The sequence below is a fragment of the Actinoallomurus iriomotensis genome, assembly GCF_030269445.1.
In the GTDB taxonomy this organism is placed as follows: Bacteria; Actinomycetota; Actinomycetes; order Streptosporangiales; family Streptosporangiaceae; genus Actinoallomurus; species Actinoallomurus iriomotensis.
The window spans coordinates 335,107-355,015 of the sequence record NZ_BSTJ01000001.1 but is presented as its reverse complement, the minus strand read 5'-3'; the positions used below and the strand labels follow the sequence as shown (position 1 = coordinate 355,015).

21 protein-coding genes and 1 riboswitch are annotated in these 19,909 nt (G+C 72.8%); of the genes, 11 read left to right on the top strand and 10 right to left on the bottom strand.

Annotated elements, in window-relative coordinates:
* Positions 1–283: 283 nt before the first annotated feature.
* Positions 284–919: a TetR/AcrR family transcriptional regulator gene (locus QSK37_RS01675; RefSeq protein WP_285617013.1), complete on the bottom strand. Its 636-nt coding sequence runs from the start codon at positions 917–919 to the stop codon at positions 284–286.
* Between the two features lie 100 nt (positions 920–1,019).
* Between QSK37_RS01675 and QSK37_RS01670 the strand changes: the two genes are divergently transcribed.
* Positions 1,020–2,120 carry a Gfo/Idh/MocA family protein gene (locus QSK37_RS01670; protein WP_285617012.1) on the top strand — a complete coding sequence of 367 codons (1,101 nt, stop codon included), beginning with the start codon at positions 1,020–1,022 and terminating at the stop codon, positions 2,118–2,120.
* Between the two features lie 25 nt (positions 2,121–2,145).
* On the opposite strand, the gene aroF is transcribed toward QSK37_RS01670, so the two are convergent.
* Complete coding sequence (gene aroF, locus QSK37_RS01665) at positions 2,146–3,168, bottom strand: 3-deoxy-7-phosphoheptulonate synthase (RefSeq protein ID WP_285617010.1); 1,023 nt, start codon at positions 3,166–3,168, stop codon at positions 2,146–2,148.
* Positions 3,169–3,426: 258 nt separating this feature from the next.
* Between aroF and QSK37_RS01660 the strand changes: the two genes are divergently transcribed.
* The 5 genes from QSK37_RS01660 to QSK37_RS01640 all read left to right on the top strand — a co-directional run bounded on the left by QSK37_RS01660 (position 3,427) and on the right by QSK37_RS01640 (position 8,181).
* Positions 3,427–4,020, top strand: a complete 594-nt coding sequence (locus tag QSK37_RS01660) for a molybdopterin-dependent oxidoreductase (protein ID WP_285617009.1) — start codon at positions 3,427–3,429, stop codon at positions 4,018–4,020.
* A 79-nt stretch (positions 4,021–4,099) separates the two neighbouring features.
* Positions 4,100–5,299, top strand: coding sequence for a histidine kinase (locus QSK37_RS01655; RefSeq protein WP_285566786.1), 1,200 nt, complete (start codon positions 4,100–4,102; stop codon positions 5,297–5,299).
* A gap of 62 nt (positions 5,300–5,361) precedes the next feature.
* Positions 5,362–6,120 (top strand): LytR/AlgR family response regulator transcription factor, encoded by a 759-nt coding sequence (locus QSK37_RS01650; RefSeq protein ID WP_285566784.1) that lies wholly within the window; start codon positions 5,362–5,364, stop codon positions 6,118–6,120.
* Positions 6,117–6,467 (top strand): hypothetical protein, encoded by a 351-nt coding sequence (locus QSK37_RS01645; RefSeq protein ID WP_285566782.1) that lies wholly within the window; start codon positions 6,117–6,119, stop codon positions 6,465–6,467. The genes QSK37_RS01650 and QSK37_RS01645 overlap by 4 nt, the downstream gene beginning before the upstream one ends.
* A 37-nt stretch (positions 6,468–6,504) precedes the next feature.
* Positions 6,505–8,181 carry a sodium/solute symporter gene (locus QSK37_RS01640; RefSeq protein ID WP_285617007.1) on the top strand — a complete coding sequence of 559 codons (1,677 nt, stop codon included), beginning with the start codon at positions 6,505–6,507 and terminating at the stop codon, positions 8,179–8,181.
* A gap of 850 nt (positions 8,182–9,031) precedes the next feature.
* Here the strand turns inward: QSK37_RS01640 and QSK37_RS01635 are convergent.
* From QSK37_RS01635 to thiO, 5 genes are all read right to left on the bottom strand, one after another.
* Positions 9,032–9,895 (bottom strand): deoxyribonuclease IV, encoded by an 864-nt coding sequence (locus QSK37_RS01635; RefSeq protein ID WP_285617005.1) that lies wholly within the window; start codon positions 9,893–9,895, stop codon positions 9,032–9,034.
* Positions 9,896–9,963: 68 nt separating this feature from the next.
* The gene (gene pknB, locus QSK37_RS01630; RefSeq protein ID WP_285617004.1) at positions 9,964–11,937 is read right to left on the bottom strand and encodes a Stk1 family PASTA domain-containing Ser/Thr kinase; all 1,974 of its coding nucleotides are present in this window, start codon (positions 11,935–11,937) and stop codon (positions 9,964–9,966) included.
* A gap of 80 nt (positions 11,938–12,017) precedes the next feature.
* On the bottom strand, positions 12,018–12,791 hold the full coding sequence (locus tag QSK37_RS01625) for a thiazole synthase (protein WP_285617003.1): 774 nt from the start codon (positions 12,789–12,791) through the stop codon (positions 12,018–12,020).
* Between the two features lie 2 nt (positions 12,792–12,793).
* Positions 12,794–12,994: a sulfur carrier protein ThiS gene (gene thiS / locus QSK37_RS01620; RefSeq protein WP_285566773.1), complete on the bottom strand. Its 201-nt coding sequence runs from the start codon at positions 12,992–12,994 to the stop codon at positions 12,794–12,796.
* A 192-nt stretch (positions 12,995–13,186) separates the two neighbouring features.
* Positions 13,187–14,305, bottom strand: a complete 1,119-nt coding sequence (gene thiO, locus QSK37_RS01615) for a glycine oxidase ThiO (protein WP_285617002.1) — start codon at positions 14,303–14,305, stop codon at positions 13,187–13,189.
* Positions 14,295–14,406, bottom strand: a riboswitch (TPP riboswitch). Its footprint overlaps the gene before it by 11 nt.
* A gap of 77 nt (positions 14,407–14,483) precedes the next feature.
* Here thiO and QSK37_RS01610 point away from each other — a divergent pair.
* From QSK37_RS01610 to QSK37_RS01595, 4 genes are all read left to right on the top strand, one after another.
* A complete protein-coding gene (locus tag QSK37_RS01610; protein ID WP_285617000.1) occupies positions 14,484–15,653 on the top strand; it encodes an NAD(P)/FAD-dependent oxidoreductase in 1,170 nt (389 codons plus the stop codon).
* A 70-nt stretch (positions 15,654–15,723) separates the two neighbouring features.
* Entirely contained in the window at positions 15,724–16,101 is a 378-nt protein-coding gene (locus tag QSK37_RS01605; RefSeq protein ID WP_285566769.1) for an Rv2175c family DNA-binding protein, read from the top strand.
* Between the two features lie 75 nt (positions 16,102–16,176).
* On the top strand, positions 16,177–16,812 hold the full coding sequence (thiE, locus tag QSK37_RS01600) for a thiamine phosphate synthase (protein ID WP_285618856.1): 636 nt from the start codon (positions 16,177–16,179) through the stop codon (positions 16,810–16,812).
* Positions 16,813–16,866: 54 nt separating this feature from the next.
* Positions 16,867–17,031 carry a hypothetical protein gene (locus QSK37_RS01595; protein ID WP_285616998.1) on the top strand — a complete coding sequence of 55 codons (165 nt, stop codon included), beginning with the start codon at positions 16,867–16,869 and terminating at the stop codon, positions 17,029–17,031.
* A gap of 6 nt (positions 17,032–17,037) precedes the next feature.
* Here the strand turns inward: QSK37_RS01595 and QSK37_RS01590 are convergent, their stop codons facing one another.
* Both QSK37_RS01590 and QSK37_RS01585 read right to left on the bottom strand, forming a co-directional pair.
* On the bottom strand, positions 17,038–17,235 hold the full coding sequence (locus QSK37_RS01590; RefSeq protein ID WP_285616996.1) for a hypothetical protein: 198 nt from the start codon (positions 17,233–17,235) through the stop codon (positions 17,038–17,040).
* Between the two features lie 112 nt (positions 17,236–17,347).
* A complete protein-coding gene (locus QSK37_RS01585) occupies positions 17,348–18,409 on the bottom strand; it encodes a polyprenyl synthetase family protein (protein ID WP_285616994.1) in 1,062 nt (353 codons plus the stop codon).
* A 49-nt stretch (positions 18,410–18,458) separates the two neighbouring features.
* Here QSK37_RS01585 and metF point away from each other — a divergent pair, with 49 nt between their 5' ends.
* Positions 18,459–19,370: a methylenetetrahydrofolate reductase [NAD(P)H] gene (gene metF, locus QSK37_RS01580; protein WP_285616993.1), complete on the top strand. Its 912-nt coding sequence runs from the start codon at positions 18,459–18,461 to the stop codon at positions 19,368–19,370.
* Here the strand turns inward: metF and QSK37_RS01575 are convergent.
* The gene (locus QSK37_RS01575; protein WP_285616991.1) at positions 19,322–19,909 is read right to left on the bottom strand and encodes a GNAT family N-acetyltransferase; all 588 of its coding nucleotides are present in this window, start codon (positions 19,907–19,909) and stop codon (positions 19,322–19,324) included. The genes metF and QSK37_RS01575 overlap by 49 nt on opposite strands.

The window sequence follows — 19,909 nt, the reverse complement described above, 5'->3', positions numbered from 1 at the left end:
GCCGCGCCCTACCGGCGGCGCCGGTAGGGGCCGGAGCGGGCCGCTCGTGCCGAACCCCGCCGAGCTGTGACGGCGGTCGGCGAGGCGGAAAATGACGGCCTCGTACCCGCACGGGAACACTCGTGCCGGAGGGCGGCGTGCGGCGTACGCGCGAAGCTCGGCGCGTTGTGGTGGCCGTCGGGAAGATCTGTGAGGTCGGAACGGGTGACTTCACGCCTGCGGCGGAGCGTCCGTGCCTGGCGCGCGGAGTGCCCGCTGCCCCGTGGTGGGGCGGGGGCGGGCCTTATGCCTGCGCCGGGGCGTTCGTGGTGGAGGGCAGGGCGGCGGGCCGGGGAGTGCTCAGTCCGTCCAGGACGACTCTCAGGTTGCGGTTCCACTGTCCGTCTCCGGCGTGCAGGCCGATCGTGCGTGGGCCGGTCGCGACGCCGGCGAGCAGGAAGGGGACGTCCGTCCAGGACACGTCCGGGCGCATGCGCCCGGACTCCTGGGCGCGTTCGACCAGGCGCCGGACGCGGTCGCGGACCTCGCCGAGGCACCGGTCGAGTGCGGGGCCGCAGGCGCCGCCCAGCGCCTCGCCCACGCCGCAGCTCTCCGCGCGAAGCCGGACGAACGCGGCGGCGAAGTCGCAGAAGCCGCGCCAGGGGTCGGGGTCGTCGAGCGCCCGGTCCGCCGTGGCCAGGATCTCGCCGAGCACCTCCTCCAGCACGGCGTACAGGAGGGCCTCGCGGGAGGAGACCCGGCGGTAGAAGGTGCCGATGCCGACGCCCGCCCGGCGGGCGATCTCGTGTGCGGTCACCTCGACGCCGTCCTCGGCGATCGCGGCGCGCGCGGCCGTCACCAGGCGTTCGAGGTTGCGGAGCGCGTCCGACCGCGGCCGGCGTCCCGCGTCACCGGCCAGCATCCGTTCCACGGCGCTCATGCCACGGAAGGCTAGCAAAGTGGACGCAGGCCGTCCGTTTATCCTAGGCTCCGGGCGTAAGCGGACGGCGTGCGTCCGCTTATGAGGGAAGGAGCCGGCCATGGCAGACCGCATCAGGGTGGGCATCATCGGGGCCACGCCCGGGCGCGGATGGGCCGCCCGCGCGCACGTCCCGGCCCTCCGCGCGCTGCCGGACCACGTGATCACGGCGGTCGGCACCACGCGGGAGGAGAGCGCGCGGGAGGCCGCACGGGCCTTCGGCGCCGAGCACGCCTTCACGGACGCGCGGCGGCTCGCCGAGCACGACGAGGTCGACCTGGTCGCCGTCACGGTCAAGGTGCCGGCGCACGCCGCGCTGGTCCGGGCGGCGATCGAGGCGGGCAAGCACGTGTACTGCGAGTGGCCGCTGGCGCTGACCACCGACGAGGCGGAGTCTCTGGCCGAGCTCGCCGACCGCGCCGGCGTGCGTCACGCGGTCGGCCTGCAGGCCCGCCACGCCCCGGAGATCCGTCAGGCGCGTGAACTGCTCACCGGCGGCCGGGTGGGACGGGTCACCTCGGCCACCGTGTACGCGGCCCGCGGCAAGGGCGCCGGCGGGCGGGTCCCGGCATGGGCCGCGTACACGCTCGATCGTCGCAACGGGGCCGGCATGCTGGAGGTGGCCGCAGGGCACACGCTGGACGCGCTGGAGTACCTGCTCGGCGACCTCACCGAGCTCTCGGCCCGTCTGTCGGTCCAGCGGCCCCGTCACGTCGTCGAGGAGACCGGCGAGGAGATCGAGGCGACCGGCCCCGACCACCTTCTCCTCAACGGCACCCTGGCGAGCGGCGCGGTCGTCTCGGCCCACGTCCACGATGGCAAGGAGACCGACGGCCGTACCCGGATCGAGATCGCCGGGACCGACGGCGACCTCGCCGTCGTGTCGGGCGCGCACGGCCCGGGCGGGGTGCAGCTGAGCGAGCTGCGCCTCCTCACCTCGCGGGACGGCCGGTGGGAGGAGACGCCGGCGCCCGATCCCGCCCCGGTCCTCGGGATCGAGGCCCGCAACGTGGCCCGGCTGTACGCCGCGCTCGCCGCCGACATCCGCACGGGCACGCGCACCGCCCCGGACTTCCACGCCGGGGTGCGGGTGCACCGCCTGCTCGACGCCGTCCGGCGCTCCGACGAGACCGGGAGGCGGCTGACCGTCCAGCGTGCGTGACCGCGAGCCGCCTCTCCGGCCCGGTTCACACGGTGGTGAGGGTGCGGCCCACCAGCGGGGGCAGGTCGCGGACGGTCTTGGCCAGTTCGCGTAGATCGCCGTTGACGAGCGCCTGCGGACCGTCGCACAGCGCCTCTTCCGGATGCGGGTGCACGTCGATGATCACCCCGTCGGCCCCCACCGCGATCGCCGCGCGCGTGAGCGGCAGCACCAGCTCCCGGCGCCCGCCCGAGTGCGACGGGTCGATGATGACGGGCAGGTGCGACAGCCGCTGGGCGACCGGCACCGCGGAGATGTCCAGCGTGTTCCGCGTGGCCTTCTCGAACGTCCGGATGCCGCGCTCGCACAGGACGATGTCCAGGTTGCCCCGCTGCGCGATGTACTCGGCGGCCATCAGCCACTCCTCGATCGTCGCGTTGAAGCCGCGCTTGAGCATCACCGGCCTGCCCGCCCCGCCGACCGCCTGCAGCAGCGCGAAGTTCTGCATGTTGCGCGTGCCGACCTGCAACATGTCCGCGTAGGAGGAGACCAGCTCCACGTCGTGGGCGTCCACCACCTCCGTCACGATCGGCATGCCCGTCTCGGCCCGCACCTCGGCCAGGATCCGCAGGCCCTTCTCGCCCAGGCCCTGGAACGCGTACGGCGACGTCCGCGGCTTGAAGGCCCCGCCCCGCAGCAACGTCGCACCGGCGGCCTGCGCCATCTGTGCCGCCTGGAGGGTCTGCTCCGGCGTCTCCACCGCGCACGGCCCGGCGATCAGCGTCATCGTCCCCGGCCCGATCGGCACGCCGCCGACCCGTACGACCGAGCGGTCGGGGTGGTTCTCCCGGCTGACCAGCTTGTACGGCACCGAGATGCGCACGACGTCGGCGACGCCGCGCATCCCGCGCAGGTTCAGCGTGCCGAGCCGTTCCACGTCGCCGACCAGCCCGACGATCGTGCGGTTCACACCCCGGCTGACGAACGCCTCGGCGCCCGCCGACTCGACGCGTTCGACGACGGCCTGGACATCGGCTTCCCCGGCCTCGGCGGCCATGACGACGACCATGCTGTTCTCTCTTCCCAGAAACGACGAATGCCCCGGGCCAGTCGGCCCGGGGCATTCGTCAGCGGTTGCCTTTAGTGCAGCGTCTTCCTGGCAGCCGCCCGTGACCCGGGCCCGCCATAGCTAAAGGAGAAGACGTTGCTCACGCCGCACACAGTAGCCCATGCCGGGGGATGCGCGTGCGGTAGGGGCCCGCGTTGCCCGTCTCGGGGCGAATGGCAGGATGGCGGGCGATGAGGGACTGCGGGCGGAAGATACGTGATGGCGGCTGAAGAGCCGCTCCCGCCGGGACAGCACGTTCCGCGTAACTGGCCGGTACTCCACTACGGTCCGGTGCCGAAGTTCCGTCCCGAGCGCTGGGACCTGCGGGTGCAGGGCGCGACCGCCTCCGGGCAGGAGACCCGCTGGACCTGGCCCGAGGTCGCGGCGATGGCACGGGAGCGGGTCACGGCCGACTTCCACTGCGTCACGAAGTTCTCCATCCGGGACGTCGTGTGGGAGGGCGTCCGCGCGACGGCGCTGGCCGCGCTCGCCCCGCCCGCGGACGACGCCACCCACGTGATGGTCTGGGCCGAGTACGGCTACAGCGCGAACGTGCGGATGTCGGACTTCCTCGCCGACACGTCCCTGCTGGCCACCCACCGCGACGGCGAGCCCCTCAGCCTTGAGCACGGCGGGCCGCTCCGCATGGTCGTCCCGCACCTGTACGCCTGGAAGAGCGTCAAATGGGTCCGCGCGATCGAGTACCTCGTCGCCGACCGGCGCGGCTTCTGGGAGGAACGCGGCTACCACAACATCGCCGACCCCTGGCTGGAGCAGCGCTACTCCTACCAGGAGGAGACCCCGCCGGCCTGACACGTCCGGGCACGGGAACCAGACCGCTTACGGGCAAAGACCCACGCGTATCGTGACTGCGGTATTACCTTCTGCTGTCATGCTCGTGACTTCCGCCGACGCGCTGATCGCCGTGGCGTCCGCCCTCACCGTGGGCGCCGCCGGCTGGTCGCTGTGCGCCATGCGGCAGCGCACCGGCAGGGGCGCTCTGGCCGACGAGGCGACCTTCGCCGCGCTGCACACCGTCTCGGTCGCCTCCACCTCGCTACGGGCGGGGCTGACCGAGGACTCCGCCCGCAAGGCCGTACGGCACTTACGCGACCTGCTCGGCGTCCCGGTCGTCGCGGTCACCGACACCGAGCGGCTCCTCGTCTGGGAGGGCGGCATCGCCCACTCCGACTCCACGCTCCGCCTCGCCGAGCCGGTCCTGACCTCCGCCCGGTCCCGGGTGATCGTCCGGGAGCTCGACCCCTGCGGCGACCCGCACTGCCAGGTCCGGGTCGCCATGATCGCGCCGCTGACCATCGACGGCCGGGTCGCGGGCGCCCTCGCGGCGTACGCCGAGCGCGCGCGGTTCCACCGGCTGCGGATCCTGGGCGAGGTGGCCCGCTGGATGTCCGGGCAGCTCGAACTCGCCGAGCTCGACTCCTCCAAGGCGCGGCTCATGGAGGCCGAGATGCGCGCGCTGCGTGCCCAGATCTCCCCGCACTTCGTCTACAACTCGCTGACCACGATCGCGTCGTTCGTGCGCACCGACCCCGAGCGCGCCCGCGAGCTGGTGCTCGACTTCGCCGACTTCGCCCGCTATTCGTTCCGCAACCCGCGCGACTTCACCACCCTGGCCGAGGAGCTCCGCTCGATCGACCGTTACCTGCTGCTCGAACGCGCGCGGTTCGGCGAGGACCGCCTGCGGTTCAGCGTCGAGATCGCGCCCGAGGTGCTGCCCGTCGCCGTGCCGTTCCTGTCGCTGCAGCCGCTGGTCGAGAACGCCATCCGCCACGGCATGGAGTGCGGCATGCCGCGGTTCCACGTGCGCATCGTGGCCCGCGACGCCGGTGCCGAGGCGGCGATCAGCATCGAGGACGACGGTGTCGGCATGGACCCCGACAAGCTGCGGGCCCTGCTCGAATCGGGCGACGACAGCGGTACGACGCGCGGCATCGGCCTGCTCAACGTGGACGACCGGCTGCGCCAGGTCTACGGCGAGGAGTACGGCCTGGTCATCGAGACCGCGGTCGGCGCGGGCATGAAAGTGAGCCTCCGAGTGCCCAAGTGCCACACCGATCTGTCCGCCGGGTAAGAGTCACGTCTTACTCCATGAAAGCTATTGCACACGGAGAGTAAAGGGGGCAGTCTCCTGCCATGTTGCGCGTGCTCGCCGCAGACGACGAGGCCCCGGCCCTCGAGGAGCTCACCTACCTCCTCCGCCGGCACCCGCGTGTGCAGGCCGTCCAGCCCGCGGCCGACGCCGCGGAGGCGCTGCGCGACCTCGGCCGCATGGTGACCGAAGGCGACCGGCTCGACGCCGTCTTCCTCGACATCCGCATGCCGGGCCTCGACGGGCTCGACTTCACCCGGCTGGTCACCGGCTTCGCCGATCCGCCCGCCGTCGTCTTCGTCACCGCCCACGAGGAGTTCGCGGTGACCGCGTTCGAGCTCGGCGCGGTCGACTACCTCCTCAAGCCGGTCGACCCTGGCCGCCTCAGCGAGGCCGTTCGCCGCGTCGAGCAGACCGTTCGCCGCGACGCCGCAGCCGAGGAGCCCGAGGCCGACGAGATGATCCCGGTCGAACTCGGCGGCCGCACGCGGATGATCCCGCTCGCCGCCGTCACCCACGCCGAGGCGCACGGCGACTACGTACGACTCCACACCTTCGACGGCAGCTACCTCATCCGCGTGCCGCTCGCCGCACTGGCCGAGCGGTGGCGGCCGGTCGGATTCATCCGCATCCACCGCAAGACGCTGGTCTCCACGGCGCACATCAGCGAGCTGCGGTTCGACGACGGCCGCGCGGTCCTGCAGGTCGGCGAGCGCCCGCTGCTCGTGAGCCGGCGACACACCCGCGAGGTCCGCGACCTGCTCGTCCGCAGATTCCGGCAGGAGGCCCGCGGCCCGAGATGACCGAACGCGTCACCGTCACCGTTCGCGGGGCCCGCAGGCGTGGCCCCCGCCGAAGACCTCCCGACGAACATCTGGAGCCGGGCGCGGCACGGGTCAGATCCCTGATCCGCACGCAGGCCCGGCTGGCCCTCGCAACCCTCACGATCGTCTTTCTTCTCCTCGCCGGCCTGCCGATGTTGTTCGCCTGCGCCCCGGGCCTGTCCCACGTGCGGCTGCTGGGCGTCCGGTTGCCCTGGCTCATCCTCTGCGGTGGCGTCCAGCCCGTCTGGGTGGTCGCCGCGCATCGCCACGTACGTCTCGCCGAGCGCGCCGAGCGCGCCTTCACCGAACCGGCACGGCCCGAGTGACCACCACCTCGGTGCCGGAAGCGGGTGAGGAGCATTCATGATCACGGTGGTGGCGCTCGCGCTGCTCATCGCCTCTCTCCTGGGCGTCTCCGCGCGTACGCGGCCCGCGCACGCCTGCGACCTGTACGCCGCGTCACGCGAGGTCTCGCCGTGGTGGAACGCCTCGGCGATCAGCGGGGAGTACATCTCCGCCGCGGCCTTCCTGGGCATGGCCGGCCTCGTGCTCGCGTACGGCGCGGACATGCTGTGGCTGCCGATCGGCGCCGCCGCCGGCCATGTGGTGCTGCTGACACTCGTCACGGCTCCCCTCCGCCGCTCCGGCGCGTACACCTTGTCCGACTTCGCGGCCTGGCGGCTCGGATCGCGTACGGTCCGGCACGCCGTCAGCGCCTGCGTCGTCGTCATCGGCTGGTTCTACCTCCTTCCGCAGTTTCAGGGGGCGGGCGTAACACTGTCGGTAATAAGCGGGCTGCCCGTGTGGACCGGCTGGGTGGCCGTCGTCGTCGCGGTGGGCGTGATGATCCTGCCGGGCGGCATGCGCAGCATCACCGGTATGCAGGCCGTCCAGTTCTGGCTCAAGCTCATCGCGGTGGTCGTGCCGGGACTGATCTTCCTGGCCGTCTGGCGGCTGCAGAACGACGCCGACGCGGCGCGCGCTCCGTACTTCCACCGGCCGACGACGGTCACGGCCGGCACGAGCGCGGGGATGCGGCTCACCGCGCCCGCCGTCCTCACCGTCCGTGGCGTCGTCGACGGGCGGCACCACAACGGTGAGCCCGTGCGGCTGGACGCCGGGACGCATCGCGTACGTGCCGGGGCGCGGCTGCGCTTCCCGGCCGGCGCCGCGGTGCCGCACACCGACCAGCTGACGCTCCTGCGCGGTGACCGGTGGGCGACGCCGTTCTCGGGCGGGCGCGACCATCCGCTCGCCGCGACGTACTCCGTGCTGCTCAGCGTCCTGCTCGGCACCATGGGCCTACCGCACCTCGTCGTCCGCTTCTACTCCAACGCCGGCGGGCGCGCCGCACGCCGTACCGCGAAGATCGTGGTGCTGATGCTGGCCGCCTTCTACCTGTTCCCGGCGCTGTTCGGCACGCTCGGCCGGCTCTACACGCCCGAGCTCCTGATGACCGGCGAGACCGACGCGACGCTCCTGATGCTGCCCCACCGGATCCTGCCGGGCCTCGCGGGCGACCTGCTGACCATCCTCGTCGCCACCGGGGCGTTCGCGGCGTTCGCCTCCACCTCCTGCGGGGTGGTCGTCGCGGTCTCCGGCAGCATCTCCGGCAACTTCGGCGGCGGCGCGAGCGGCTTCCGGCTGTCCGCGGTGATCACCATGGCGGTCCCGCTCCTCCTCGCGGTGCTGACGTGCGTACCGCAGTCGATGGCCCTGATCACCCTCGCCTTCGCGGTCGCTGCGTCGTCGCTGTGCCCGCTGCTGGTCCTGGGCGTCTGGTGGTCGCGCCTCACCCCGGCGGGCGCGGTCGCGGGCGTGCTCGCGGGCGGCGGACCGGCCACCGCCGCCGGCCTCGCGCGGATCCTCGGCGGCCAGCGCCCCGGCTGGCTCGGCATGCTGATCGAACAGCCGGCGCTCGTCACGGTGCCGCTGGGGTTCGCCGCGATGATCGGAGTGTCGTTGCTGACGCGTGCGACCGTCCCCGCGCACACGCACCGGGCGATGGCTCGCATGCACCTCCCGGAGGACCGCCCGTGAACCCCGCCGTTCGTCGCACCGGAGCGACCGCTCAGACCGAGGTTGCCGAACGCATACCGCCGACTACTAACCGTTTACCGAGGCAAGGGCTTTATGGGTTTCGCCGCGGCACGTGCGGACCCTAGTGTTTCGGCACAGCAACGTTCTCGGGACGGCCGCCAGGCTCCGACTCGGGGGGGTGGAGGCCAGGCGGCGGCGCCTGGGTGCTGCTGAACGGTCGGGGGGTTGTTCAGCGGCACCCAGGCCTTTTTTCGTTCCGGCCCGGGGACGCCGGGAAGGCGCCGCCCGGCGTCTCGCACCAGGACGCGGCCGGCGGCGCAGAGGCGGTACGAGCTCACCCGTCCGGGGGTGCGGGTCGCCGCCCGGGCGCTTGCCCGGTTGTGCGCCTTCGGCGGTACGCGACGGCGCTGTGGAAGATGCCGGGCTGGATGCGCCCTCGATGACCGGCAGGACGTCCGGCTCCTGGGCCTCTCCATCGGCGGCGCCGTGGTGATCGTCTCCCCGCCGCGCCTGGGGCCGTACCCACCGGCTGTCGCACCGCGCGTCCGGCTCTGGCAAGGCCCTGGAGAGCCCGCCGCCGCCGACGTCGAGGGCTTGCCTCGGCGGCGTCTCCGCGTTCGCTCACGTCGCCCACGATTCGCCCCAGCAGCACGTCCTGGAGGCGTTCGTCCGCCGTCGCGTCGCCCGAGCCCGCACCTGCCGCCCGCGCTCGGGGTCGAATCGACCTCAGTGGCGCGCGTCTCACCGGGCCTTCGCTCCGCGTCCCTGGAAGACGCGCGTCTCCGGCGGCCGTGCGCCCGGGCGGCGCCGACCTGTTCGCGGTCCGTCTCACCGGTGGGGGCGCGCCAGGTCAGCGGTCGCGGAGGGCCTTCAGGGTCTCCACGTCCGCGCGGTGTGGTTCGGCGCTGCGGCCCGGGGTCTCGATCACCAGGGGCACGCCTTGGCTCACCGGGTGGCGGAACAGTTCGGCGAACGGCTCCGCCCCGATTCGGCCCTCGCCGATGTTCTCGTGCCGGTCCTTGGCCGAGCCGCAGCCGTCCTTGGAGTCGTTCGCGTGGATCAGCTTCAGCCGGTCGGCGCCGGCCGTCAGGGCGAGCGCGTCCAGCATCGCGGCCACGCCGCCCGGCGCGGCCAGGTCGTGGCCGGCCGCGAACGCGTGGCAGGTGTCCAGGCACACCCCGGCGCGCGGGTGGCGGTCCACGGTGTCCAGGTACGGGCCGAGGTCCTGGACGGTCGCGCACAGCATCGCGCCCTGCCCGGCCATCGGTTCGAACAGCAGGTCGGGGCCGTCCGCCGGGATCTCGTCGAGGAGGGGGAGCAGGTGCTCGCGCAGCTGGCGTACGGCGGCCTCACGCGCCTGGGACACCGCCGAGCCGGTGTGCACGACGACGCCGCGGGCGCCGATCGCGGCGCCGCGCACGAGCGAGTGCCGGATCGAGGCCACCGAACTGGCGACCGTCCGCGGGTTGGGCGACCCGACGTTGATGAGGTACGGGGAGTGCACGAACACCGGCATGCCGGTGCGTTCGGCGTGCTCCCGCAGCTTGTGGTCCTCGGCCTCCTTGCCGGCCGCCAGCGCCCATCCGCGCGGGTTGCTGACGAAGACCTGGATGGCCTCGGCGCCGATCTGCGCCGCGTAACGCAGCCCGCCGGTGGCCAGGCCGCCGGCCACCGGCACGTGTGCCCCGATGGGGTTGGTCAGCTGGGCAGTCATCGCCGCGCCAGCCTAGTGGGTGCGAGGAGCCCGCTCGCCGCGCACCGCGCCGCGGGCGCCGAAACCGCTCAGTGCCAGATGGTGATCGTGGCGCCGTGCGGCTGCGGGGTGCCGGGCGGAGGGTTCTGACCGGTGACGATGTCACGGCCGCCGCCCTTGGTGACCTTCACCTGGAAGCCGTTCTGGCGCAGGAGCTGCCGCGCCAGCGCGATCGGCTGGCCCGTCACCTGGGGCACCGCCCCCTGGCCGCCGTCGTTGTCCTTGCAGAACGGGTTCCACCACTGGCACTGGCCCTTGGTCACCGTCACCTGCACCGAGTCACCGCGGTTGACCTGCTGGCCCGGCGGCGGGTTCTGGCCGACCACGATGTTCTCCGGCTGGTTCGGAGCCGGGTCCTGCTCCTGCCACTGGACGTTCAGGCCCAGTTTGGTCAGGGCCGCGTTGGCCTGGTCACGGCGCATGTTGACGAGGTTGGGCATCTTCATGCCGTTGCTGACCACCAGCGTGACCGGGTCGTCCGGGTTCTGCGACGTGCCGGCGGCCGGCTTGGTCCGGATGACGTAGCCGCGCGGGATCGTCGTGCTGTCCTGCGACACCTGGTCGCCGGCCTGCAGGCCGGCGCTCTGCAGCCGCTGCTTGGCCTGGTCGAGCGGGAGGTTGTGCACGTCCGGGACGTCCACGGGCTTCTTGCCCTTGGAGAACACCAGCGTGAGCACGGTGCCCTTCTTGACCTCCGTGCCGACCGCCGGCTGGACCTCGGCGACCCGGTCCTTGGGGATCTTCTGGTCGTAGCGGGAGTCACCGTGCTTGACCTTCAGGCCGATCTTGGCGGCCTCGACGCGCGCCTGCTCCTCGGAGAGGCCGACGAGCTTGGGCACCCGTTCGGTGTTGCCGACCGTCACGCTCCACACGACGCCACCGAGGAGCAGCACCACCACGACGGCGGCGGCGATGACCCCGTACAGGCCGGGCGGGCGCAGGAGCCGGTCCTTCAGGCCCGCGGGCGGCGGTCCGGGGTCCGGCTGCGTGTGCTCGTCGCGCGGGATCGCCATCGTGTGCGGCCGCATCATCTGCGTGCCGGAGCCGGCCGGAGCCGAGAGCGCCTGTGTCGCGCCCTCCGGAGAGGAGGGGGCCGACGGGCCGGGCATCGGCGCGGTGACCGGGCTGACGCCCGCGAGGGACTCGTCGATGTCGTGCGGCAGCGTGCGGTAGACCTCGCCGGCCGCGGAGTGGAAGTGGACCGCGTCGGAGGGCCGCCGCGCCGGATCGCGGTTGGTCGCGCTGGCGACGAGGGCGTCGATCTGCGGCGGCAGGCCCGGGACCACGCTCGACGGCAGCGGCACGGCCTCGTTGACGTGCTTGTACGCCACGGACAGCGGCGTGCCGCCCTGGTGCGGCTGGCGGCCGGTCAGCAGCTCGAACAGCATGATGCCGGCCGCGTAGACGTCGGTGCGGGTGTCGGCGTCGCCGGAGATGACCTGCTCGGGGGCGAGATAGCCGACGGTGCCGATGAGCATGCCGGTCTTGGTCTGCTTGCTCGCCGACTCCGCGCGGGCGAGGCCGAAGTCGGCCACCTTGATGCGGCCGTCGGCGTTGAGCAGGACGTTCTCCGGCTTGACGTCGCGGTGGATGACGCCGGCGCGGTGCGCGGCGCCCAGCGCCGCGAGCACCGGCTGCATGATCTCCAGCGCCTCGCGCGGTCCGAGCCGGCCGCGCTCGGTCAGCAGCGCGCGGAGCGTGCGCCCGGGGACGTACTCCATCGCCAGGAACACGTGGCCCTTGCTGGTGCCCTGGTCGTAGACGGCCACCACGCTCGGGTGCGACAGCGCCGCGGCGTGCTTGGCCTCGGAGATGAAGCGCCGCACGAACTCCTCGTCGCCGACGAGGTTCGCGTGCATGACCTTTAGGGCCACCGTGCGATCGAGCTTCGTGTCATGGCCGACGTACACCGTGGCCATGCCGCCTTGGGCGACCCGCGACTGGACGCGATAGCGCCCATCGAGCACCTGCCCGACGAGCGGGTCCGCAACCGACGTATCCATCAGGAGGGAGTGTATTCGTGTTTAAACGTGATACTCGCCGCCGCTCCAAAGGAAAGCATCGATCCTTGACCGGATCGAGATCAACCGCCCGAGCTGAGTCCCTGCCACGGAGACGACGCCTGCGCGTACCGCCGCTTGGGGATGCGGCCGGCGAGCCGGGCCATCCGGCCGGCCGTCACGGCGTGCCGCATCGCCGACGCCATCAGGGCCGGCGACTGCGCACGGGTGACCGCGGTCGCGAGCAGAACCGCGTCACAGCCCAGCTCCATGGCGAGTGCCGCGTCGCTGGCCGTGCCGAGCCCCGCGTCCAGGACGACTGGCACCTGCGCCCGCTCGACGATCAGCTCGATGTTGTGCGGGTTGCGGATGCCCAGGCCCGAGCCGATGGGGGAGCCGAGCGGCATCACCGCCGCGCAGCCGGCCTGCTCGAGCCGGTGGGCGAGCACCGGGTCGTCGTTGGTGTACGGCAGCACGACGAACCCGTCGTCGACGAGCTGCTCGGCCGCGTCCAGCAACTCGATCGGGTCCGGCAGCAGCGTCCGCTCGTCGGCGATGACCTCCAGCTTCACCCAGTTGGTCTCCAGCGCGTCGCGGGCGAGTTTGGCGGTGAGCACCGCCTCGCCCGCGGTGAAGCAGCCGGCGGTGTTCGGCAGCACCCGGATGCCGCAGCGGCCGAGCACGTCGAGCACCGAGCCGCGGGAGCCGGGGTCGACGCGCCGCATCGCGACGGTGGTCAGCTCGGTGCCGGACGCGGTCAGCGCCTCCTCCAGCACGTTCATGCTCGGGGCGCCGCCGGTCCCCATGATGAGCCGGGACTCGAACGTCTCTCCCGCGATGACGAGCGGGTCCTCCATCGTCAACCTCCCTGCACGGCGGTCAGCACCTCGATGCGGTCCGCCTCCCGAACGATCGTGGTCGGCCAGTCGCCGCGCGGGACGACCTGGTCGTTGAGGGCGACGGCCACGCCGGCCGGCGCCCGTGTCACGGAGGCGACCACGCCCGCGACGGTCGCGCCGTCCTCCGCCTCGCGTTCCGCGCCGTTCACAGTGATCTTCATCGGACCTTCATGAACTCCTCGTGCTCATTGGTCGTTCGCCCTTCTCGCTCGCTCCACCGGCGACCTCGTACCTCGGCCGCCGCCTCCGCTCGCTCCTGCGGGCTCACTCGTGCTCATTGGTCGTTCGCCCTTCTCGCTCGCTCCACCGGCGACCTCGTACCTCGGCCGCCGCCTCCGCTCGCTCCTGCGGGCTCACTCCTGGAACCGGCCGGGTGAGAACGGCCGGGCGACCTCGGGCATCGAACCGGTCGCCAGCAGCTCGGCCATGACCTCGCCGGTGACCGGCGCGAGCAGCACGCCGCCGCGGAAGTGGCCGGTGGCCAGCAGCAGGCCCGGCAGCGCGCTCGCGCCGAGCACCGGGGCGTTGTCCGGCGAGCCGGGCCGCAGACCGGCGCGCACCTCGGTGAACTCCAGCTCGGTCACGCCGGGCAGCAGTTCGCGGGCGTCGCGCAGCAGCTCCCAGACGCCGCCCGCGGTGACCGTCGTGTCGAAGCCCATCTCCTCCTGGGTGGCGCCGACGACGATCTCCCCGTCGGCCCGCGGCACGAGATAGACCGACGAGCCGCGCACGAGTCCGCGTACGCACCGTCCCAGGAACGGCGTCGTGCTCCGCAGCCGCACCACCTGGCCCTTGACCGGGCGTACCGGCGGCAGCGCGCCGTCCGGCACGCCCTTGACGTCCTGGCTCCACGGCCCGGCGGCGAGCACCACCTGATGCGCGCGGACCACGTCGCCGCCGTCGAGGCGGACGCCCACGGCCCGCCCGTCCTCGGTCAGCACCTCCGCGACCCGCTCGCGTACGAGCGTGCCGCCGAGCCGCTCGACGGCGGCCAGCAGCGCGGCCGTGAGGCGTCGCGGGTCGACGGAGCCGTCGGCGGGCGCGAGCAGGCCGCCGCGCACGGACGGCGCGAGCATGGGCTCCAGCCGCCGGCACTCGCGGCCGGTGAGCGTCTCGGCCGGGATCCCGAGCGACTCCTGGAAGCGCCGCAGCTCGCCGAGGAGGGCGAGGTCGTCGGAGTCGAGGGCGACCTGCAGCGTCCCGTCGTCGCGGAAGCCCGTGTCGCGCCCGGACACCTCCTCCAGCTCCGCCACGAACGCCGGATAACGGTCGCGTGAGGCGAGGCCGAGGTGCAGGAGCGCCTCCTCGCCGTAGGTGAGCTCGCTGACGGGGGTGAGCATCCCGGCGGCGACATAGGAGGCCTTGGCGGCCGGTTCGGGGTCGGCGACCGTGACCCGCAGCCCGCGTCCGAGCGAACGCCACGCCGTCGCCAGCCCGATGACACCGCCGCCGATGATGACCACGTCGTCCACTCTGGCGCTCCCTTCGCCGGCATGACCCGGATCAGGTTCAGCGGTCGGCGGCCTCATGCCGCCCTCTCAGCCCGGTTCGCCGGGCTCCCGCGCTGGGATCTTTCTCGGGGGCGTTCACCGGCCCGCTGCCGGCTCGGCGGCGGTCAGGGCCCGTGAAGCACCCCCTAGCCTACGTCGTATGGAGCGCGTGATCATTGTGGGTGGCGGACTGGCCGGGCTGCGGACGGCCGAGACCCTGCGGGCCCAGGGGTACGCGGGCGGTCTCACGCTGGTGGGGGCCGAGCCGCACGCACCGTACGACCGTCCGCCGCTGTCGAAGGCCGTGCTCCGGGGCGAGACCGACGACACGACCGTCGCCGCCGACTTCGACGCGCTCGGCTGCGCGACGCTCCTGGGGCGCCGCGCGACGGGCCTGGGCGAGGAACTGGAGACGACCGAGGGGCCACTCGCCTTCGACGGGCTGGTCATCGCGACCGGCGCGACACCGATCCGGCTGCCCGGCGACGGCCCGCAGCACGTGCTGCGCACCATCGACGACGCCCGCGCGCTCCGCGCCGCGCTGCGTCCCGGCGCGCGGCTGGTCATCGTCGGCGCGGGCTGGATCGGCGCCGAGGTCGCGACGGCCGCGGCCGCGGCGGGCTGCCGGGTGACGGTCGCCGAGGCGGCGGACGCGCCCCTCGCGGGCGCCGTCGGCGCCGAGGCCGGGACGCGGACCGCGCGCTGGTACGCCGAGGCCGGCGTCGAGCTGCGCCACGGCGTCAAGGCCGCCTCGGTGGAGGCGGGCGGCCTGGCGCTGGCCGGAGGCGGCTCGATCGAGGCCGACCTGGTCCTCACGGGCGTCGGCGTACGGCCCGAGACGGGCTGGCTGGAGGGCTCCGGGCTGGCGCTGGAGAACGGCGTCGTCGTCGACGAGGGGCTGCGCACGAGCCGGCCGGGCGTGTTCGCGGTGGGCGACTGCGCCGCGTGGTGGTCGGGCCGGTTCGGCCGCCGGCTGCGCGTCGAGCACTGGGACGTGGCACTGAACGCCCCCGACGTCGTGGCGGCGAACCTCCTCGGCGGCGAGCGGGCGTACGACGCCGTCCCGTACTTCTGGTCCGAGCAGTTCGGCCGGATGGTGCAGTACGCCGGCCATCACCCCGCCGCCGACACGACGGTCTGGCGCGAGGACCCCGAGGCGGACCGCTGGTCGCTGTGCTGGCTGGCGGGGGAGCGGCTCGTCGCGATCCTGACCGTCGACCGGCCGCGTGACCTGGTGCAGGGGCGGCGGCTGATAGCGTCGGGCGCCGCCGTCGACGCCGGGCGGCTCGCCGATCCCCAGATCCCGGTCAAGGCCACCGTGCGCGGCTGATACCTCACCCTGTGATTTCGCGACCGGAATAGAGGTTTCAGATGGTGCCGAAGATGGTAAGCAGGCAGGCGTGACGCACACCGTTGCCGAAATCGAGATCGATCGACAGACCGACACCCTGGTGGGCGAATGGCTCACCCTCCCTGAGACGGCCGAGCGCCTCGGCCTCGATCTCAAGCGGGTCAAGCAACTCCTCCGCGACCACAAGCTGCTGGGGGTGCAGCGTGAGGGCGGGTTGAGCGTGCCCGCCGCGTTCATCCAGGACGGCCAGCCGCTCAAGGGCCTGCACGGCACGCTCACCGTGCTCGCGGACGCCGGGTTCGATCGGGTCGAGGCACTGCGATGGCTGTTCACCGCAGACGACTCGCTGCCGGGCACGCCGGTTCAGGCGCTCACCGAGCACCGGGTCAAAGAGATCAACCGGCGCGCGCAGGCGCTCGCGCTTTGAGCCACGGCGACACCGCCCGGCGAGACGGAGGGCCGCGGTTTGCCCGCACGTCTTCCCACTGACCGGGCGGTGAGCCTGCGCTCCCGCCTCGGCCGCGCGCGCCTCTACCTGTGCACCGACGCGCGCGAGGCCCAGGGCGACCTGCCCGGGTTCCTCGACGCGGCGCTGGCCGGCGGGGTCGACATCGTCCAGCTCCGCCAGAAGGGGCTGGAGGCGCGCCGGGAGCTGGAGCACCTGGAGGTGTTCCGCGCGGCCTGTGACCGGCACGGCGCCCTGCTCGCGGTCAACGACCGGGCCGACATCGCGCACGCCGTCCGCGCCGACGTGCTGCACCTCGGCCAGGACGACCTGCCCGTACGCCGGGCACGCGCGATCGTCGGTGAGGACATGCTCATCGGCAGGTCCACGCACTCGGAGGAGCAGGCGGCCGCGGCGGCGACCGAGCCCGGCGTCGACTACTTCTGTACGGGCCCGACCTGGCCGACGCCGACCAAGCCGGGCCGGCCGGCCCCGGGCCTCGGGCTGCTGTCCTCCACCGCGGAACGCCGGTTCGCCCGTCCGTGGTTCGCGATCGGCGGCATCGACGCCGGCAACCTCGACCAGGTGCTGGCGGCCGGGGCGACCCGCGTCGTCGTCGTGCGGGCGATCACCGAGGCCGACGACCCGCGGGCCGCGGCGGAGGCCCTGTCCCGGCGCCTGCGCCATGAGTGAATTTCACCCGTGGTTCACCCAGCCCACACCTCGCCGTGCGCGAGAATGGGAGCCATGATCGGCATTCCTGACGACGAACGCCCCGTCGAGCTCTCCGACGACGACGAACTTGACGTGCTGCCCGATCAGACGAGTGACGACACCGACACCGGATGGGGCGAGTGGCGCGCATCGGATGAGGACGCCCGGCTGCGGGAGGAGCGCCCTCCGCACTGGTAGCGGCCGTTACGGGTGGATCGGCAGGCCCAGGCCCAGAAGGAACCCGGCGAGGATGACGAGGGCCAGCCCGACGATGAGCTGACGGCTCCGGCGACGGCGGGCAGGCCGTGACGCCGGACGGGGACGCACCCGTGCGGGCCCGCGGGCCGTGACACGCCGGTGCTCTCCGGTGTCGAGTTTCATGGTGCTGACATCCGTGCTCATTCGGACGCTCGGTGGGTCATGCCCCATTCTTAACCGGGCAAGATCCTTCTGTCCGGCGAACGCTCGATTCACGGGCGTACGGAACGTTTCCGGCGGAGCGGCCGATGGCCGGTCAGACGGTACGTGCGGTCGCGGCCACGGTGAGTTCCGACAGGGCCGCACGCGCGTCGGCGGTCAGCGGGGCGGCGGCCAGCGCCGCCGAGGCCTCCGAGGCGTACCGGTCGATCATCTCCTCGCAGGCGTCCAGCGCGCCGGTCGTCACGATGATCTCGCGGAGCGTCTCCACGCCCGCGGCGTCCAGCTCCGGATCGCCCAGGAGGCGTTCGACGGTCGTGGCCTCCGCGGCCGAGGCGCGCTCCAGGGTCAGCGCGACGAGCACCGTGCGCTTGCCCTCGCGCAGGTCGTCACCGGCCGGCTTGCCGGTCTCCGCCGGGTCGCCGTACACCCCGAGGACGTCGTCGCGCAGCTGGAAGGCGATGCCCACCGGCATGCCGTACGCCGAGAGGGCCGCCACCGACGGCGAACCGGCCAGCGCCGCACCGAGCTGGAGCGGGCGCTCGACCGTGTACTTGGCGCTCTTGAACCGGACGACCCGCAACGCCGTCTCGACCATCTCGTGGGCGTCCGGCTGCCGGCCGCGGGCCTGGCCGAGCAGGTCGAGGTACTGCCCGCACATCACCTCGGTACGCATCTGGTTGAACAGCGGCCGCCCGCGCGTCAGCGCGTCGTCGGGCAGGCCACTGCCCTGGTACATCTCGTCGCACCAGGTCAGGCACACGTTGCCGAGCAGGATCGCCGCACCGGCGCCGAACCCCTCCGCCGAACCACGCCAGCCCGACTCGGCGTGCAGCGCCTCGAACCGCCGGTGCACGGCGGGCATCCCGCGCCGGGTGTCGCTGCCGTCCATCACGTCGTCGTGGATCAGCGCGCCGGCCTGGAGCAGTTCGAGTGAGGCCGCCGCGGTGAAGAACTCGGGGAGGTCGGCGCCGCCCGAGCCCCGCCAGCCCCAGTAGCAGAACGCCGGGCGCAACCGCTTGCCGCCCGACAGCAGCGCGTCCAGGGCGGTGAGAAGAGGCGTCAGATCGGCCGAGACGGCGCCAAGGAGGGGACGCCGGTCGTCCACGAACGCGTACAGCGCCTCGTCGACCCGTTTGCGAATTTCATGAGCGGCCACGTGATCGAGACTAGTGGCCCTCAAGCACGGGCCCGTTACCCTGTGGGACATGACGACCGCCCGCCGCCGCACCATCCGGGAAGTCCTCGCCGCCGGGGAGACGACCTTCTCGTTCGAGTTCTTTCCGCCCAAGACCGAGCAGGGGGCGCGAAACCTCTGGCAGGCGATCCGCCGACTCGAGGTGCTCCAGCCGACCTTCGTCTCCGTGACCTACGGCGCCGGGGGTGGCACCCGCGACCGTACGGTGGAGATCGTCGAGCGGATCGCCACCGACACGACGCTCACCCCGGTCGCGCACTTCACCGCCGTCAACCACTCCGTCGCGGAGTTGCGGCAGCTCATCGGCAGGTTCGCGGCGGTGGGCGTGACCGACCTGCTGGCCCTGCGCGGCGACCCGCCCGGCGACCCGATGGGGGAGTGGGTGCGCCATCCCGACGGCGTGGAGTACGCCGAGGACGTCGTCCGGTTGATCAAGTCCGCGGGCGACTTCAGCGTCGGCGTGGCCGCCTTCCCGTACAAGCATCCGCGGTCGCCCGACATCGAAAGTGATACTCATCACTTCATTCGTAAGTGCCAGGCCGGGGCGGACTACGCGATCACGCAGATGTTCTTCCGGGCCGACGACTACCTGCGGCTGCGTGACCGTGTGGCGGCGGCCGGCTGCGACGTGCCGATCATCCCGGGCATCATGCCGGTCACCCGGCTCAGCACGATCGAGCGGTCCGAGCAGCTGTCCGGGGCGCCGTTCCCGCCGGAGCTGGCCGCCCAGTTCGCCGCGGTCGGCGACGACCCGGAGGCGGTACGGCGGCTCGGCATCGACCAGGCGGCCGAGCTGTGCCGGCGGCTGCTCGCCGAAGGGGTGCCCGGCATCCACTTCATCACGTTCAACAGTTCGACCGCGACGCGCGAGGTCTACTCCCGCCTGGAGCTCAGCGGGAACTCCGCGCCCATCACCGCGTAGGCCGGGCCGCCCCCGGGAAACCGGAAGTCGGTCAGCAGGTCGACCAGGCCGAGCGAACGGTACAGGTTGCGGGCCGGCGTCTGCGCGTCAAGCGTGGACAGCACCACGGTGCGCTCGGGCCGGCCCGCGCACAGCGAGGTGATCAGCCCGCGGCCCAGGCCCAGCCCCTGCGCGGCCGGATGCACGTGCAACTCGGCCACCTCCCACGTGTCGTCCAGCCAGTGCCGGGCGTGCTCCTCGCCGCCGATCTTGACGAGTTCGGCGCGTACGACGTCGTGCCACCACTGCCCGGACTCGCCATGGAAGCCGTAGCTGAACCCGACCACGCTCCGTGAACGCTCGGCGACGAAGGCGCGGAACGCCGGATAGCCGGTGTGCCGCTCCATGATCATGTGCCGGCCGGGCATCTGCCCCGGCGGAGGCAGCATCGCCGCCTCGTAGGTGGCGAGCAGCGCGTCGAGGCGCCGCAGGAAGTCACGGCGGCCGATCTCACGGATCTGGGGTGACGCCTCGCGGCGGGCCCTGAATGCTGGTCTCAC

What these genes read in the sequence shown, in the direction of transcription:
- QSK37_RS01610 (WP_285617000.1), top strand. Translation starts at nt 14,484, where the DNA reads ATGGAGCGCGTGATCATTGTGGGTGGCGGACTGGCCGGGCTGCGGACG.
- QSK37_RS01645 (WP_285566782.1), top strand. Translation starts at nt 6,117, where the DNA reads ATGACCGAACGCGTCACCGTCACCGTTCGCGGGGCCCGCAGGCGTGGC.
- metF (WP_285616993.1), top strand. Translation starts at nt 18,459, where the DNA reads ATGACGACCGCCCGCCGCCGCACCATCCGGGAAGTCCTCGCCGCCGGG.
- QSK37_RS01660 (WP_285617009.1), top strand. Translation starts at nt 3,427, where the DNA reads ATGGCGGCTGAAGAGCCGCTCCCGCCGGGACAGCACGTTCCGCGTAAC.
- QSK37_RS01590 (WP_285616996.1), bottom strand. Translation starts at nt 17,235, where the DNA reads ATGAGCACGGATGTCAGCACCATGAAACTCGACACCGGAGAGCACCGG.
- QSK37_RS01650 (WP_285566784.1), top strand. Translation starts at nt 5,362, where the DNA reads ATGTTGCGCGTGCTCGCCGCAGACGACGAGGCCCCGGCCCTCGAGGAG.
- aroF (WP_285617010.1), bottom strand. Translation starts at nt 3,168, where the DNA reads ATGGTCGTCGTCATGGCCGCCGAGGCCGGGGAAGCCGATGTCCAGGCC.
- thiS (WP_285566773.1), bottom strand. Translation starts at nt 12,994, where the DNA reads ATGAAGATCACTGTGAACGGCGCGGAACGCGAGGCGGAGGACGGCGCG.
- QSK37_RS01670 (WP_285617012.1), top strand. Translation starts at nt 1,020, where the DNA reads ATGGCAGACCGCATCAGGGTGGGCATCATCGGGGCCACGCCCGGGCGC.
- QSK37_RS01595 (WP_285616998.1), top strand. Translation starts at nt 16,867, where the DNA reads ATGATCGGCATTCCTGACGACGAACGCCCCGTCGAGCTCTCCGACGAC.
- QSK37_RS01655 (WP_285566786.1), top strand. Translation starts at nt 4,100, where the DNA reads ATGCTCGTGACTTCCGCCGACGCGCTGATCGCCGTGGCGTCCGCCCTC.
- QSK37_RS01625 (WP_285617003.1), bottom strand. Translation starts at nt 12,791, where the DNA reads ATGGAGGACCCGCTCGTCATCGCGGGAGAGACGTTCGAGTCCCGGCTC.
- QSK37_RS01640 (WP_285617007.1), top strand. Translation starts at nt 6,505, where the DNA reads ATGATCACGGTGGTGGCGCTCGCGCTGCTCATCGCCTCTCTCCTGGGC.
- QSK37_RS01675 (WP_285617013.1), bottom strand. Translation starts at nt 919, where the DNA reads ATGAGCGCCGTGGAACGGATGCTGGCCGGTGACGCGGGACGCCGGCCG.
- pknB (WP_285617004.1), bottom strand. Translation starts at nt 11,937, where the DNA reads ATGGATACGTCGGTTGCGGACCCGCTCGTCGGGCAGGTGCTCGATGGG.
- QSK37_RS01635 (WP_285617005.1), bottom strand. Translation starts at nt 9,895, where the DNA reads ATGACTGCCCAGCTGACCAACCCCATCGGGGCACACGTGCCGGTGGCC.